This window comes from Streptomyces yaizuensis, assembly GCF_034961445.1.
GTDB lineage: Bacteria > Actinomycetota > Actinomycetes > Streptomycetales > Streptomycetaceae > Streptomyces > Streptomyces yaizuensis.
In genome coordinates, this window is the sequence record NZ_BSBI01000008.1 from 303,757 (window position 1) to 318,009 (window position 14,253).

A 14,253-nucleotide genomic window follows, 5' to 3' on the forward strand; every position below is an offset into this window, starting at 1 on the left:
CCCCGCTGCCCGCTGCCCGCTGAAGCCCGGCCGACGCCCGGCCGGGCTTCGGCGGATCTCCCAGCGAGTGGTCGGCGGGGGCGGCCATCGTCGACCCCACGGAGCCGTGCCTTCCCCCCACCCCCCGACACCCAGGGAGCCCTCACCCATGCCGGCCACACCGTCCACGCTCCACCGGCTCGGCGCCTTCGCCGCGGCCCGGCGGCGCACCGTCCTGATCGCGGGCGCGGTCCTCTTCCTGCTCGCCGCGGCGTTCGGCGCGGGGGCCCAGGCCGCCCTGTCGCTGTCCCGCTTCGAAGCGCCGGGCTCCGAGTCGGCCACCGCGGAACGGATCCTGCACGAGGAGTTCCAGGACGGCTCCCCGAACTACGTCCTCCTGGTCACCGCCAAGGACGGCAGGACGGTCGACGACCCCGAGGTGGCCGCCGAGGGCCGGAAGCTGGCCGAGGACCTGTCCGTGCGCGAGGGCGTCGACACGGTCGGCTCCTTCTGGTCACGCGGCGAGAACAGCCCCCTGGTCAGCGAGGACCGCTCGCAGGCACTCGTGGTGGCCTGGCTCCGGGGACCGGCCACCGAGGTCCGGGCCGAACTGGCCGGCATCACACCTGATTTCACCCGGGACACCGCGCTCCTCACCGTGCGCCCCGGCGGCCAGGACGAGGTCTTCCGGCAGGTCGGCGAGGAGACCCGCAGGGACTTCCTCCGCGCGGAGGCCGTCGTCGTCCCCGCCGTGCTCCTGCTGCTCCTGTGGGTCTACCGCCGCTGGTCGGCGGCGGGCCTGACGCTCGGCGTCGGCTTCTTCTCGGTGCTGGCCACGCTCGCCGTGCTCCGCGGTGTCACCGCGTTCACCGAGGTCTCCACCTTCGCCGCCAACCTGGCACTCGTCCTGGGCCTCGGACTCGGCCTGGACTACGCCCTGTTCGTCATCTCCCGCTTCCGCGAGGAGATGGCCGCCACCCCGGACGGTACCGCCGCGGACCGGCACGCGGCGGTCGCCCGTACCGTCGCCCGTGCCGGTCGCACCGTCCTGTTCAGCGGCTTCACGGTCGCCGCAGCGCTGGCGGCGCTGTTCCTCTTCCCCTTCCCGTTCCTGCGGTCCTTCGCGTGGGCCGGGATCGCGGTGGTCGTCTCCGCGGCGTTCGGCGCGGTCGTCCTGCTGCCCGCCGCACTGGCCGCCACCGGCCGGCGCACCCTGCGGCCGGCCAGGACCGGGCCCGCCGTCGAGAGCGGCCGCTGGTACCGCACCACCCTGAGGATCATGCGCAGGCCGCTCCTGTACGGCCTGCCCGTCCTGGTCGTCCTGCTCGCCCTGGGCGCGCCCTTCCTCGGCGCGCGGTTCGGCCTGCCCGACGAGCGCGTGCTTCCCGCGAGCGCCTCCAGCCGCATCGTGCAGGAGGAGATCCGGTCCGGCTTCGCCGCCGAGGAGACCGACGCGCTGCACGTCGTCACCACCGGCGAGGCCGCGGGGAACACCGGCCCGGAGTACGCGCAGCGCCTGTCGCGGCTCCCCGGCGTCTTCCAGGTGGACACCGGGAGCGGCACCTACCGCGCCGGCGCCCGGGTGGGCGCGACCTCCGACCCCGGCCGCTTCGAGGCCGGCGGGCACACCCGGCTGACGGTCGTCCCCGACCAGGAGGCGCTGGCCGGCGACATGGCGCGGTTCGTCGAACGGGTACGCGCGGTGGACGCCCCGTACACCGAGGTACGGGTGGGCGGATTCCCCGCCGCGATGACGGACTTCCGCGGGGAGCTTCTCGACCGCCTGCCGTACGTCGTCGCCCTGATCCTGCTGGTCACCTTCGCCATCCTCTTCCTGATGACGGGCAGCCTGCTCATCCCGCTGAAGGCCACGGTCGCCAACGTCCTCAGCCTGAGCGTGATGTTCGGCGTCCTCGTCTGGGTCTTCCAGGACGGCAACCTCTCCGGCCTCCTCGGCTTCACCGCCACCGGCCGCATGGAGCCGAGCATCCCCATCCTGATGTTCTGCGTCGCGTACGGCCTGTCCATGGACTACGAGGTCTTCATCATGGCCAGGATCAAGGAGGCGTACGACCGGACCGGGGACAACACGAGCGCGGTCGCCGAAGGCATTCAGCGCAGCGCCCCGCTCGTCACATCGGCCGCCGCGATCCTCGCCCTCACCTTCGCGGCCTACGCCACCGGCGGCGTGGTCTTCCTCAAACAGCTGGGCATCGGCATGGCACTGGCCGTCCTGGTCGACGCCCTGCTGATCCGTACCCTCCTCGTCCCCGCCTTCATGGGTCTGGCGGGCGGGGCCAACTGGTGGGCACCGGCCCCACTGCGCCGCCTGCACGCCCGGTACGGAATCAGTGAGGCCCCCCGCCAGGACCCGATCGAGCGGCACCGAGCCGGAGATCACAGTGATCGAACCGCGCCCCTGCCGGGCGATACGGGAAAGGGCCGCCACCACTGAGCCCTCGCCGTCCTCCACGGTGTACGGCGTGAACCGGGGAGACATGTTTTCGAGGACGGGCTTCCTTCCCCCGCCGTGGTGGCGCCCCGCGTGTGGACACGGTGTTGACGTCATACGCACAAAGATCCCCTCTGACCAGCGTTTCCGCAGGTCAGAGGGGATCTCGGGTTGTGGAGCCTAGGGGAGTCGAACCCCTGACATCTGCCATGCAAAGACAGCGCTCTACCAACTGAGCTAAGGCCCCGAAGAGGCAGCACGGCCAGGGAGTGCTCGCTCCCGGCCACCGCCGCAGACCAGAGTACCGGGTGTTCCCGGTGATCCTCCAAAACATTGAGGTCTCCCGGTGGGCGACCACTCTCCGTAAGATGCTCGACGTGGTTCGCAGCAGCGAAGCCCGCTTGGGGAAGCGATGGGGAGACGCGCATGGACGCCGCTCAGCAGGAGACGACCGCAAGAGCCCGGGAACTGCAGCGCAGCTGGTACGGGGAGCCCCTGGGAGCGCTTTTCCGTCGCCTCATAGACGACCTGGGGCTGAACCAGGCCCGTCTCGCCGCCGTCCTGGGGCTCTCCGCCCCCATGCTCTCCCAGCTGATGAGCGGCCAGCGCGCCAAGATCGGTAACCCGGCCGTCGTCCAGCGCGTCCAGGCCCTCCAGGAGCTGGCCAGCCAGGTCGCCGACGGCAGCGTCAGCGCCGTCGAGGCCACCGACCGCATGGAAGAGATCAAGAAGTCGCAGGGAGGGTCCGTCCTGACCGCGAACAGCCAGACCACGAACAGCTCGGGCGCCCCCACGGTGCGCCGGGTCGTCCGGGAGATCCAGTCGCTGCTGCGGTCCGTCGCCGCCGCCGGGGACATCATCGACGCGGCCAACTCCCTCGCCCCGACCCATCCGGAACTGGCAGAGTTCCTGCGGGTGTACGGGGCCGGGCGCACCGCGGACGCCGTCGCGCACTACGAGTCGCACCAGAGCTGACGAGCGAGGGCGGCCCCGGACCGGAGCGGGGCCCCGGAGGGAACGGGGAGCGGACGCAGCACCATGGGTGAGGTCTTCGCCGGTCGGTACGAGCTGGTCGACCCGATCGGGCGCGGCGGAGTCGGCGCGGTCTGGCGTGCCTGGGACCACCGGCGCCGCCGCTATGTGGCGGCCAAGGTGCTCCAGCAGAGCGATGCCCACACCCTGCTGCGCTTCGTCCGCGAACAGGCCCTGCGGATCGACCATCCCCATGTCCTCGCCCCGGCCAGCTGGGCGGCGGACGACGACAAGGTCCTCTTCACGATGGACCTGGTGAGCGGCGGATCGCTGGCGCATGTGATCGGCGACTACGGTCCGCTGCCGCCCCGCTATGTGTGCGCCCTGCTCGACCAGCTGCTCTCCGGCCTCGCCGCGGTGCACGCGGAGGGCGTGGTGCACCGGGACATCAAACCGGCGAACATCCTGATGGAGGCCACCGGGACCCGGCGCCCGCATCTACGGCTGTCCGACTTCGGGATCTCCATGCGCAAGGGCGAGCCCCGGCTCACCGAGACCAACTATGTGGTGGGTACGCCCGGTTACTTCGCCCCCGAGCAGGTCGAGGGCGCCGAGCCCGACTTCCCCGCGGATCTCTTCGCCGTCGGCCTGGTCGCGCTCTATCTGCTGGAGGGTCAGAAACCCGACACCAAGGCCCTGGTGGACTTCTTCACCGCCCATGGCACACCCGGGGCGCCCCAGGGCATCCCGGAACCGCTCTGGCAGGTGCTGGCGGGCCTGATCCAGCCGGATCCCCGCTCCCGGTTCCGTACGGCGACGGGGGCACGCAAGGCGCTCGCGGCGGCCCTGGAGCTGCTGCCGGAGACCGGCCCGGACGACGAGCCGGTCGAAATATTCGACCAGTTGGGTCCCCTGCCACCGGGATTCGGCGCGGACGGCCCGGCACAGCCGCCGGCGCCCGGCCTGCTGGGTCCGGCGGCCACGGGTACGGACACCGGCACCCGGACCACCACCCCCGGCGTCTTCGCCCCGGCGCCCCCGGACCCGACCGGTACGCCGCACACGGACGTACCGGCCCCTCCGGCACCGCCCGCGCCGGGCCCGCACACACCGCCGCCCCCGCCACCGGGCGGCACGGATCCGCACGCACCCCCGCCGACCCCGGCCCCATCCCCGTCCCCGACCCCGGTGCCGGGTTCCTTCCCGGTGCCCCCGCCACCGGCCCAGCCGCCGACGCCGCCGCCCCACCCGGCCCGGCCGGCGGCCCCGCCGCCGCTGCCGTTCCCGCCGGACCACGAGCCCACACCGCCGCCCTCGCCGCCGGCCCCGGGCACCCGCTACCCGTACCCGCCGGAGCATCCGCAGCAGCACGCGCTCCCGGTCCCGTACACGGCGGAGTACACCGCCCCGTTCCCGGTCCCGCTGCCCCGGACCCCCCACCCGCCGCGCCGGCCCCAGGGCCCGCCCGCGAAGGTCGTGGTCCCCGTGCTGATCCTGGCGCTGATCTGCTTCACCATCGGCTTCTGGGCCCTCGCCGAGGCCTGAACCCCGGCCCCCCGCCCCCAGCGGCCCTTGTCACACCGTCTTCCCACTTCGCAAAGATGTCCTTCACAACCGGACGCCCGACGGCACCATCCGCCCCGGCCCCGGACACGGAAAAGCCCCGGCCGCCACAGTGGGCGCCGGGGCTTTTTCGAATGCTGTGCGTCTCACACACCCGAACCTGCGGGCACGGAGTCGGTCGCCTCCGTCCACAGATCCTGCTCGGCGCGATCCGCCTGGATCTGGCGGTACACGAGGAGCCCGCCGATGGCGGCCAGTGCGACCAGGAGAAGCTTCTTCACCGCGCGACCTCGTCTTTCCTTGGCGTATGACGTATGAGGACCTCTGCCGCCCGACTATACACACCGACCGATACCGATCGGTGACCTGCGTATCCCCACCCCATTCCGGAAGGGGCCGGGCGGTTACGCCGAAGGCCCCCGGGCTGATGCCTGGGGGCCTTCGGAACTGGTGGGGCTAACAGGATTTGAACCTGTGGCCTCATCCTTATCAGGTCGGAGACCGGGTTCTGATCACCCTGCTGACAGGGCATCCGACGTGGCTTTACCGTCCGCCGGGATCCGCCGTTGACCGCCGTTGTTCGCGGCTGTTGGTGTCAGCCGGTGATGTCAGCCAACCGACCCCTGCTTGACAGGCCGGACCACGTCTGTCCCGCGCTGTTCCCCTGTAGGTCGGTGGAGCGGCTTTGGGCGGGAGCTGCCATGGGGCGAGAGATCTGGGGCCCGTAAGCTTCCGCGACTCGGGCAGTCTGTGGACCTGCCCGCTCAAGGTCCGAGTGGGCCCCTGATCTTCGAGGCTCGCCCCATGGTGGCTGCCTAAAGCCGTGGAACCGACCGCCCCGGCCACCGGGCCCCGGCCCACGGGGTGGGGATCCCGCCGACGCACCGCCGCGAATCCGGCCTCATGCGTGCAGCCAAAGCGTCGTTGACCCGCACCTGTGCACCCTCCCTGTGCCCACACCTCGCCTGGTCTCTTGTGGCCGGTGGCGCCAGGGGCCGGGTGACCAGAGCCCCGCGGACCGGGCCGAAGGCAGGAGGGGAGCGGGGGCGGCGGGCGACCCGGCCCGCCGCGCCGCGCGCGGCCTTCGAGCCGACCAGCAGCAGTCAGACGGCAGGGCCCGGGGATGGTGATGCCTCCGGCATCCGGTCGAGCGTTCGCCCCGTGTCTTCCCCTGACAGAGGCCGGATTCGCGGCGGGGCGTCGGCGGGAGAACCCACCCCCGAACAGCAGAGACCCGTGCCGGAGGCGGAACCGTCCCCGGCGAGCAGGCCGCCAGCGAGCGAAGCGAGCCTTGAACAAGTAGAGAAACCCGTAACAGCTCACGCCTCGGGAGCAACAAAGCAGATGGCCTGAATACTTTGGCCGGATCCATAGCTATGAGTGGCCTCACCGATCCTGCGCCACCCGAGCCTCTCGTAGAGACGAATGGCAGCAGCATCCTTCGCCATGACATCGAGCACCAAACGAAGGTCCCTTCCCCGCGCGTACTCCATGGCTGCTTCCATCAGGCGCCTGCCCGTGGCGTGCTCCCGCGCTGCTTTGATCACGAACAACCTCGCCAGAACAGCCACGTGAGCTTCGTCGTCGTCGCTCTGTTCAATCCACAGAGACACCGCCTCCTCGCCATGCGGACGCATCACGGACACGTGCCCGGCGATTCCCTCGTCAGTCTCGGCCACCCACGCGGCCAACACGTCATCGGAACTGATCCACGCCTCAGGGTCCTCGATACCCTCCACCGGGTACCCGTCGGTCTCATGAACCTCCACCAGCGCTTTGGCGGCACCGCTCAGATCATCTGCGTTGAAGGGACGTACGACGGAAGGCTTCACCTGGCTGTTCCTCACTTCTCGACGGGCAGTTCGTACAGCAGTCCAGTCCTGTCGGCGCGGTGCACATAGCGTGAGACCTCGAATGGAACACCTTCCTGATCAAGGCTCGTGTGCAGGACCTCCAGGACCGGCACGCCGGGAAGCAGGTTCAGTGTCCTGGCCTCCGCCGGGGTGGGCATCCGGGCGCTGATCTCGTCCCGGACCCTGGTCATGACATGCCCAAGGTCCTCAAGACGACCGTAGATCCCGTCCTTGCCCGTCTTGGCCTGCATGAGCAAGGTGTCTCGTGCTTCGTCCCAGCGCAGATAGGTCGAAACGATCTGTACGGGCTCGTCGTCCGCGTAGTAGTGGTTCTCCCGGTGAACGACGCTCTCCTCGTCCGCCGGAACGTTTAGGCGCTCGGCCACATCGGCCGGCGGTTTCTCCCGGGCGATCGACGGGACATCGATCCGTGCAACCTTGCCCTGCCGCTTGGCTTCCAGCCGGAACGGGGTCAGTCCGGTTTCACGGTTCTTGATCGAGTAGCGATCACTCCCGAACCGGAACAACCGCTGAGGTTCGCGTACGAAGACGCCCTTGCCGTGCTTGGCGGTCACCAGCCCTTGTTCGGCGAGCAGGCGAATCGCCTCTCGGGCGGTGTTCCGTGCGGCGCCGTACTGCTCGGCGAGCACCCGTTCGGATGGCAGCTTGGCACCGCTGTGCAGATCGCCGCTCTCGATCTGACGGCGGAGTTCTTCGGCGATACGCCTGCTCGGTGGCTGCTGAGGGGACAGGGCGGACGGAGTCATGCGACGAGTCTAGCAACTGGCTCAAGCCAGTCACTTGACCCGCGACACCCCCTGTGGTCAACTGGCTTAAGCCAGCAAGTGGCTCAAGCCAGTTGGGCGATCTTCGGTACGTGCGCCCCCCGAACAGGGAGAGATCTATGCCTTCGTTCAAGATTGATCTGTCGACGGCCACGGTGTTCGTGGCGACTCCGCCGGTGCCGAAGGTGGCTAACCGGCAGACGGGTGAGGTGGCCAAGGACCGGGAGACCGGGGCGGATCTGTCCACCGTGGGTCTGCTGGTGGCGGACGACGGTGAGGGGAACCTGTACCAGGTGGCGGTTCCGAAGACCGGGGTCGACGCGAGTCTGGTGCCGGGGACGCTGGTGGCGGTGACGGGTCTGCGGGCCCGGGACTGGGAGAACGAGTTCAACGGCCAGAAGCGTCACGGGATCTCGTTCCGTGCGGTCGCGGTGACGGCCCTGGTTCCGGCTGCCGCCTCGAATGGCCAGGGCTGATCATGTCGGACCTGGTGACGGCGGCTGAGGTGGCCGGGGTCTTATCGGCCGCCGGTGGTCTCGGCTACGCGAAGGTGCGGGCTCCCCGGGTGTGGTGGTCTCTGGTGGGACTGCCGGTGACGCGGGTGAGGTTCGCGCTGACCTACGAGTCCACGATGGACGTGTGCGGGCTGACTGTTCAGCCGACCAGGGCGCGGGCGGCTCTTCTGCGGGCCACTCGGAAGGAAGTCCTCCCGGTGCCGCCCCGGGTCCGCCGGGTGCGGATGACCTCGACGGGACTTCGGGTGACGCTGCGGCTGGCGGCGGGCCTGGAGCCTGCCGACCTGGTGGCGGCCTCCGCCCGGCTGCGGCACGCCTTCGGCGTCTACTCGATCGTCGTCGTGGACACCAAGCCCGGCCTGGTGGAACTGCGGATGACCGGATACGACGTGCTGCGCCGGGTGCGGATGCCCCGGATCCTCCACCGTCCCCGGACCGGCGGGCCGCTGATGGTCCCGGTCGCGCTGCGGGAGGACGGCGGCGTGTTCGTCCGGAATTACCTCCGGATCCCGCACGCGCTGACCCTGGGCGCGAACCAGTCCGGCAAGTCGATGTACCAGCGGAACCTGATCAGGGGACTGGCTTCCCGGGATGTGGCGCTGGTGGGGATCGACTGCAAGCGGGGTGTGGAGCAGATCCGGTTCGTCTCGCGCTTCTCCGCCTTCGCGACCGATCCGGAGACCGCTGCCGGGCTGCTGGACGCGCTGGTCGGTGAGATGGAGGACCGGTTCGATCTGCTGAGCCTGCATCAGGTCTCGGACCTGTGGGAGCTGCCGGAGGACGCGCGGCCGGTGCCGGTCGTGGTCTTCGTGGACGAGGTGGCCGAACTGTTCCTGACCTCCGCGAAGGCGGATGAGGACCGCCGGGACCGGATGGTGAAGCAGTTGATCCGTCTCGCGCAGATGGCCCGCGCGGTCGGCATCTACCTGGAGATCTGCGGGCAGCGCTTCGGCTCCGAACTCGGACGCGGGGCGACGATGCTGCGGGCCCAGCTGACCGGCCGCGTGTGTCACCGGGTCAACGACAAGCAGACCGCCGAAATGGGCCTGGGTGACATCTCCCCCGAGGCGATGGTGGCCGCGACGCAGATCCGGGCGGACCGCCCCGGGCTCGCCGTCGCGGGGGATGCCTCCGGCGGCTGGTCCCGCATCCGCACTCCCAAGGTCACCACCGACGAGACCGCAGCGGCATGCCGCCGGTACGCGTACCTCACTCCGGACCTTCCCGCTCTGGCCGCGTTCCGCCCGCCGGCCGTTTCCCCCGGCCCCGGTGACGCCCTGCCGCTGGACAAGTCCCGGCCTGTGGCCGACTGAGCCACTTCCTCTCCTCGCTCGACGGTCGGCGTGACCGCGTCACGCCAGGTCCCTACCCGATCCATGCCCTGACCACGATCCCGGGAGATCGCCATGGCCGCACGGAAGACGACCAACCGCAAGCCCGCTCCGCCGAAGTGCCCCGCCTGTGACGGCAAGGGCGAGACCACGGAGACCGTGGTCGTCGGCTCCCGCAAGAAGCAGGAGACCAAGCACCTCCAGATCGTGGCGTGCCTCGCCTGCTGGGGCACCGGCCTCCTCGCCTGACATCCCGTCGTCCCGCCCCGGCCGGATCGACGTACCGGCCGGGCCTGACCTCCCTTGATAGGAGGTGATCCCTTTGTTCGAGACGATCAAGCACCGGGTGGACGCGGTTCTGATCCAGGCGGTCATCGCGGCCGCTCTGTCCTTCGCCCACCTGCACGACCTCGCCGCCGCTGCTGGTCAGGCCGGGTGGAAAGCGTGGGCCTATCCGGTCTCCGTGGACCTGCTGATGGTCGCTGCCTGGCGCCGAATCCGCTCCGGTACCGCGAAGGCGTCCGGCTGGTGCTGGTTCCTCATCGCGCTGGCCGCGTCGCTGGGCGCGAACGTCGCCACCGCCGGGCTCCTCGACCTCGACTCCCCGCCTTCCTGGCTGCGGATCCTGGTCGCAGGCTGGCCCGCCCTCGCCTTCCTCGGCGGAACCCTCCTCGCCCACACCCCGCCCCCGGCGGCAGAGGAAACCGCCCCTGAACCGGAAGCGGACACGGCCCCGGAGCCCGAGCCCCTGGAGTCCGGCGGCGAACTACCGGAACTCCCGGAAGCGGCGCCCGTGCCCGCCCTCGTCCCGGCCCCTGACCCGGTTCCCGATCCTGAGCCCGCACCGGCTCCGGCTCCGGCACTGCCCGTGCCGACGGCCCTGGTAGATCACGCCCGGAAGATCGCGGCCGACCACCGTGCCCGTACCGGCTTCGTGATCGACACCGACACCCTGCGCGCCCGGCTCGGCGTCCCCGCCCCGATGGCCGCTGCCATCGCCGCGCAACTCACCTGACAGGAGAGATCGTCATGCCTCGCCCGAACCGCTTCCGCGACATGATCCGCATCGGCCCGGTCCAGGTCGGCAGCTACTACGACGGCCGGGGACGCGACCGGCACACCGCCGCCTGCACCGCCCCGAAGTGCGGCTTCTCCGCCGACTACCGCAACCGCGCCGCCGCCGAACTCGCTGCCCGCACCCACCAGTGCACCGCCTGACACGGGGATGACCACCATGCGCACACCCCACGAACAGGCCACCGCCGGGCACATCCCCGCCGACCTCCTGCGGCAGCTCCCGCCCGGCACCGACCCCCGACGCGTCGTGATCGTCCAGGCCGCGCCCCGCTCCTACACCGGCCCGATCCTGCTCACGCTCACGATCACCGGCTGCATCGTCCTCGTCGTCGTGATGATCGCCGTGACGCTCCACGTGGCCTCGCTCGCCGCCGTCGCCGTGCTCTCCGCGACCGGCGGCATCGGACTCACCCTCAACCGCACCCGCACCCGCACCCGCACCCGCACCCGCACCCGCACCCGGAAACACTGACCCGAAGGGACCCAACATGTTCGGACGGAACAAGAACACCAACAGCGGCAACAGCGACGACGCCCGGCCGGTACGGGACGCGGCCACCATCGCCTTGTACCGGGCGGGTGCGGCCGTGGCCGGGGAGAAGGGGACCAAGGCGGCGAACGCCATCTCCTCCGCCCTGCTCGGACAGTGCCTGGAGCCGTGCTCCGACGAATGCGGCGACTGCAACAGCGCCGGTCTCTGATTCCACCCCCGGGGCGGCCTCTACCGCCAAGTATCCGCCGCCCCGGGCGCAGCACCCTTCCAGATCCAACGGACCCGAAAGGCGATCCCATGATGCCCCAACTCAGGCCCCGTCGTGGGCGTATCTGCCCGGACTGCGACGGCTTCCCCGTCGTCACCATCACCACCGGCCCCCGCCACGGCCCCCGCCGCACCAAGTCCGTCGTCTGCCCGACCTGCCACGGCACCGGCACCCGTACCGGCGCGAGGTGATCGAGTGACCCCCACCGCCCTCCTGGCGGCCCCGGCCCCGGCCACCCTCAGCGACGCGCTGCGGGTGGCCGGGTCCCCCGGCTTCGACCGCTGGCAGGACCAGATCCGCCGCACCGGTGGCTGCGCGGACCCGATCCATCTGACGGGCACCACGACCACACGCGACCGTGCGACCGGAGACATCCTCCACAGGTACTCGACCGACCACGAGCCCGGCGGACGGCTCCGCATCGCCTGCGGCAACCGCCGGGCCTCCCGCTGCCCCGCCTGCGCCTGGACCTACGCCGGGGACACCTACCACCTGATCCGCGCCGGACTCACCGGCGACACCGCCAAGGGCACCCCCACCACCGTCCGGGACCACCCCCGCGTCTTCACCACCCTCACCGCCCCCGGCTTCGGCCCCGTCCACAACCGGCCCGACCACCGGCCCTGCCGCTGCGGCACCCACCACACCGAAGACGATCCCGCCCTCGGCACCGCCCTGGACCCCGCCCACTACGACTACGAAGGCGCCGTGCTGTGGAACAACCACGCCGGAGACCTGTGGCGCCGCTTCACCATCTACCTGTTCCGGGAGACCGCGAAACACGCCGGCATCACCCAGCGTGAACTACGTGAGCGGGTACGGATCTCCTACGCCAAGGTGGCCGAGTACCAGAAGCGCGGCGCCATCCACTTCCACGCCGTCGTACGGTTCGACGGGCCGGACGGACCCGACTCCCCGCCCCCGCCCTGGGCCACCCACGACCTCCTCACCAACGCCATCCGTACCGCTGCCGACCGCGCCCGGATCACCGTCCCCGCCGCCACCAAGCACGACCGGCCGGAACGGCTCGTCCGCTGGGGCGCCCAGCTCGACATCCGGCCCATCCACGCCTTCGGCGACGGACAGGACCTGACGGAGCAGGCCGTCGCGGCCTACGTCGCCAAGTACGCCACCAAGGCGGCCGAGACCACCGGCACCCTGGACCGGCCCGTCGGCAACCACGAAGCCGCCGCCCTCCTCGACGTCCCCGAGCACACCCGGCGCCTCATCTCCACGTGCCTCGACCTCCACCCCGCCTACCCGGACCGCAACCTCCGCGCCTGGGCCCACATGCTCGGCTTCCGCGGCCACTTCTCCACCAAGAGCCGCCGCTACTCCACCACCCTCGGCGCCCTCCGCCAGGCCCGCGCCGACTACCGCGCCCTCCAGGACCCGGCCGCCCCCGACCACACCGACCCGACCACACTCACACTCGCCCACTGGACCTACGCCGGACACGGCCACACCCCCGGCGAAAGCTGGCTCGCAGCCACCATCCACCGCGACCTCCAGGCGGGCCGCGAGGCAGCACGCCATGCCCGAACCGAGCTGGCCGACCCTGACGGCTGGGGGGATCCGGCATGACCGACGAACTGCTCACCGTCCCCGAGGTCATGGCCCGGCTCAAGCTCGGCCGTACCGCCGTATACGACCTGATCCGCACCCGCCGACTCGCCTCCATCCGCCTCGGCCGCGCCCGCCGGATCCCCGCGCAGTCCATCCGCGACTTCATCCTCGGCGAGCTGGGGGAGGCGGCCTGATGGCCAAGCGACGCCCCAACGGCGGTGGCACCATCACCCAGCGCAAGGACGGCCGGTACCAAGGTGCCGCGTACGTCACCGACACCGATGGCCACCGTGTCCGCCGGTACGTCTACGGCTCGACGTGGGACGAGGCCAACGAGAAGCTGGGCAAGCTCCAGCACCAGGAGCGCAACGGCGTCCCCGTCCCGTCCCGGTCCTGGCAGCTCGGTGAATGGCTGGCCTACTGGCTGACCCACATCGTCCGGCCCAACCTGGAGCACAACACGTACGCGAAGTACGAGTCGAAGGTACGGCTCTACATCGTTCCCCAGCTGGGGACGAAGCCGCTCACCCGGCTGTCGGCCGCGCAGGTCCGCGCCTTCATGGCGGCCCTCAAGCGGCGGAAGGTCCCGGCTCCGACCCGCTTCGAAGTTCTGCGGACACTCCGGAACGCGCTCAACAGGGCGATCAAAGAGGAGATCATCACGCGGAACGTGGCGCTGCTCGTGGACATGCCCAAGGTGGACACGGAGAAGGGAAAGCCGTGGGACGCGCCGGAGGCCATCACGTTTCTCCGGTCCGTCCGGGCCCACCGCTTCTACGCGGCCTGCGTCCTGGTCCTGGTGCTGGGACTGCGCCGGGGCGAGGTGATGGGGCTGCGCTGGCAGGACATCGACTTCGCCCGCCGGCAGTTCACTCCCACCAAGCAAGTGCAGCGGGTCACGGGTGTCGGCCTCGTACTGAAGTCCCTGAAAACCGACTCCTCGCAGGCTGCCCTGCCCCTGCCTGAGTTCTGCGCTCGCGCGCTGGAAGGCCGCCGGGAGCTGCAAGAGCTGGAAAGGAAGATCGCGGGTGACTCGTGGGAGCAGTCCCCCGACCATGACGTGATCTTCTCGGCGAACCATGGCGGCCTGATCGACCCCCGGGCTTTCTCCCGTACCTTCGACTCCCTGATCAGGCGGTCAGGAGTGCGCCGGATCACCGTCCGGATCGCCCGGCACACCTGCGGCACCCTGCTGGCCTTCCTCAAGGTGCACCCGAAGGTCGCGCAGGTGATCCTGCGCCACAGCCAGATCAGCATGACCTTGGACATCTACACCCACGTGGTGGGCGGCCGTGAGCGCGAGGCCACGGACATGCTCGCGGAGCTGCTGGAAGATCCACTCATCGGCTGATGTCAGCCATGGATGTCAAAAACCCCCGGGCGTGATCGCCTGGGGGTT

17 protein-coding genes and 1 tRNA gene are annotated in these 14,253 nt (G+C 70.6%); 14 read left to right on the top strand and 4 right to left on the bottom strand.

The window, feature by feature from the left end; all coding sequences use genetic code 11:
• Positions 1 to 148 precede the first annotated feature (148 nt).
• A complete protein-coding gene (locus SYYSPA8_RS20810) occupies positions 149 to 2,434 on the top strand; it encodes an MMPL family transporter (RefSeq protein ID WP_323448746.1) in 2,286 nt (761 codons plus the stop codon).
• A gap of 171 nt (positions 2,435 to 2,605) precedes the next feature.
• On the opposite strand, the gene SYYSPA8_RS20815 is transcribed toward SYYSPA8_RS20810, so the two are convergent.
• Positions 2,606 to 2,678, bottom strand: a tRNA-Ala gene (locus SYYSPA8_RS20815).
• A gap of 179 nt (positions 2,679 to 2,857) precedes the next feature.
• Between SYYSPA8_RS20815 and SYYSPA8_RS20820 the strand changes: the two genes are divergently transcribed.
• Positions 2,858 to 3,406: a helix-turn-helix domain-containing protein gene (locus tag SYYSPA8_RS20820; RefSeq protein ID WP_323448747.1), complete on the top strand. Its 549-nt coding sequence runs from the start codon at positions 2,858 to 2,860 to the stop codon at positions 3,404 to 3,406.
• A 63-nt stretch (positions 3,407 to 3,469) separates the two neighbouring features.
• On the top strand, positions 3,470 to 4,948 hold the full coding sequence (locus SYYSPA8_RS20825) for a serine/threonine-protein kinase (RefSeq protein ID WP_323448748.1): 1,479 nt from the start codon (positions 3,470 to 3,472) through the stop codon (positions 4,946 to 4,948).
• A 164-nt stretch (positions 4,949 to 5,112) separates the two neighbouring features.
• On the opposite strand, the gene SYYSPA8_RS20830 is transcribed toward SYYSPA8_RS20825, so the two are convergent.
• From SYYSPA8_RS20830 to SYYSPA8_RS20840, 3 genes are all read right to left on the bottom strand, one after another.
• Complete coding sequence (locus SYYSPA8_RS20830; RefSeq protein ID WP_003958712.1) at positions 5,113 to 5,247, bottom strand: DLW-39 family protein; 135 nt, start codon at positions 5,245 to 5,247, stop codon at positions 5,113 to 5,115.
• 1,038 nt (positions 5,248 to 6,285) lie between these two features.
• Complete coding sequence (locus tag SYYSPA8_RS20835) at positions 6,286 to 6,798, bottom strand: GNAT family N-acetyltransferase (RefSeq protein ID WP_323448749.1); 513 nt, start codon at positions 6,796 to 6,798, stop codon at positions 6,286 to 6,288.
• Between the two features lie 11 nt (positions 6,799 to 6,809).
• Positions 6,810 to 7,586 (bottom strand): GntR family transcriptional regulator, encoded by a 777-nt coding sequence (locus SYYSPA8_RS20840; protein ID WP_323448750.1) that lies wholly within the window; start codon positions 7,584 to 7,586, stop codon positions 6,810 to 6,812.
• Positions 7,587 to 7,723: 137 nt separating this feature from the next.
• Between SYYSPA8_RS20840 and SYYSPA8_RS20845 the strand changes: the two genes are divergently transcribed.
• The 11 genes from SYYSPA8_RS20845 (at position 7,724) to SYYSPA8_RS20895 (ending at position 14,205) form a co-directional block, all read left to right on the top strand.
• The gene (locus tag SYYSPA8_RS20845; RefSeq protein ID WP_323448751.1) at positions 7,724 to 8,080 is read left to right on the top strand and encodes an SCO3933 family regulatory protein; all 357 of its coding nucleotides are present in this window, start codon (positions 7,724 to 7,726) and stop codon (positions 8,078 to 8,080) included.
• A 2-nt stretch (positions 8,081 to 8,082) separates the two neighbouring features.
• Complete coding sequence (locus SYYSPA8_RS20850) at positions 8,083 to 9,432, top strand: FtsK/SpoIIIE domain-containing protein (protein WP_323448752.1); 1,350 nt, start codon at positions 8,083 to 8,085, stop codon at positions 9,430 to 9,432.
• A 93-nt stretch (positions 9,433 to 9,525) separates the two neighbouring features.
• Positions 9,526 to 9,699, top strand: a complete 174-nt coding sequence (locus SYYSPA8_RS20855; RefSeq protein ID WP_323448753.1) for a hypothetical protein — start codon at positions 9,526 to 9,528, stop codon at positions 9,697 to 9,699.
• Between the two features lie 73 nt (positions 9,700 to 9,772).
• On the top strand, positions 9,773 to 10,465 hold the full coding sequence (locus tag SYYSPA8_RS20860) for a DUF2637 domain-containing protein (RefSeq protein WP_323448754.1): 693 nt from the start codon (positions 9,773 to 9,775) through the stop codon (positions 10,463 to 10,465).
• Between the two features lie 14 nt (positions 10,466 to 10,479).
• A complete protein-coding gene (locus SYYSPA8_RS20865; protein WP_323448755.1) occupies positions 10,480 to 10,668 on the top strand; it encodes a mobile element transfer protein in 189 nt (62 codons plus the stop codon).
• Positions 10,669 to 10,684: 16 nt separating this feature from the next.
• The gene (locus SYYSPA8_RS20870) at positions 10,685 to 10,999 is read left to right on the top strand and encodes a hypothetical protein (RefSeq protein ID WP_323448756.1); all 315 of its coding nucleotides are present in this window, start codon (positions 10,685 to 10,687) and stop codon (positions 10,997 to 10,999) included.
• Positions 11,000 to 11,015: 16 nt separating this feature from the next.
• Positions 11,016 to 11,228, top strand: coding sequence for a hypothetical protein (locus SYYSPA8_RS20875; RefSeq protein WP_323448757.1), 213 nt, complete (start codon positions 11,016 to 11,018; stop codon positions 11,226 to 11,228).
• Between the two features lie 89 nt (positions 11,229 to 11,317).
• The gene (locus SYYSPA8_RS20880; protein ID WP_323448835.1) at positions 11,318 to 11,479 is read left to right on the top strand and encodes a hypothetical protein; all 162 of its coding nucleotides are present in this window, start codon (positions 11,318 to 11,320) and stop codon (positions 11,477 to 11,479) included.
• A gap of 4 nt (positions 11,480 to 11,483) precedes the next feature.
• Positions 11,484 to 12,872, top strand: coding sequence for a replication initiator protein RepSA (gene repSA / locus SYYSPA8_RS20885; protein WP_323448758.1), 1,389 nt, complete (start codon positions 11,484 to 11,486; stop codon positions 12,870 to 12,872).
• Positions 12,869 to 13,048 carry a helix-turn-helix domain-containing protein gene (locus SYYSPA8_RS20890; protein WP_323448759.1) on the top strand — a complete coding sequence of 60 codons (180 nt, stop codon included), beginning with the start codon at positions 12,869 to 12,871 and terminating at the stop codon, positions 13,046 to 13,048. Before repSA ends, SYYSPA8_RS20890 begins: the two co-directional genes overlap by 4 nt.
• Positions 13,048 to 14,205, top strand: coding sequence for a tyrosine-type recombinase/integrase (locus SYYSPA8_RS20895; RefSeq protein ID WP_323448760.1), 1,158 nt, complete (start codon positions 13,048 to 13,050; stop codon positions 14,203 to 14,205). The genes SYYSPA8_RS20890 and SYYSPA8_RS20895 overlap by 1 nt, the downstream gene beginning before the upstream one ends.
• Positions 14,206 to 14,253: the final 48 nt, after the last annotated feature.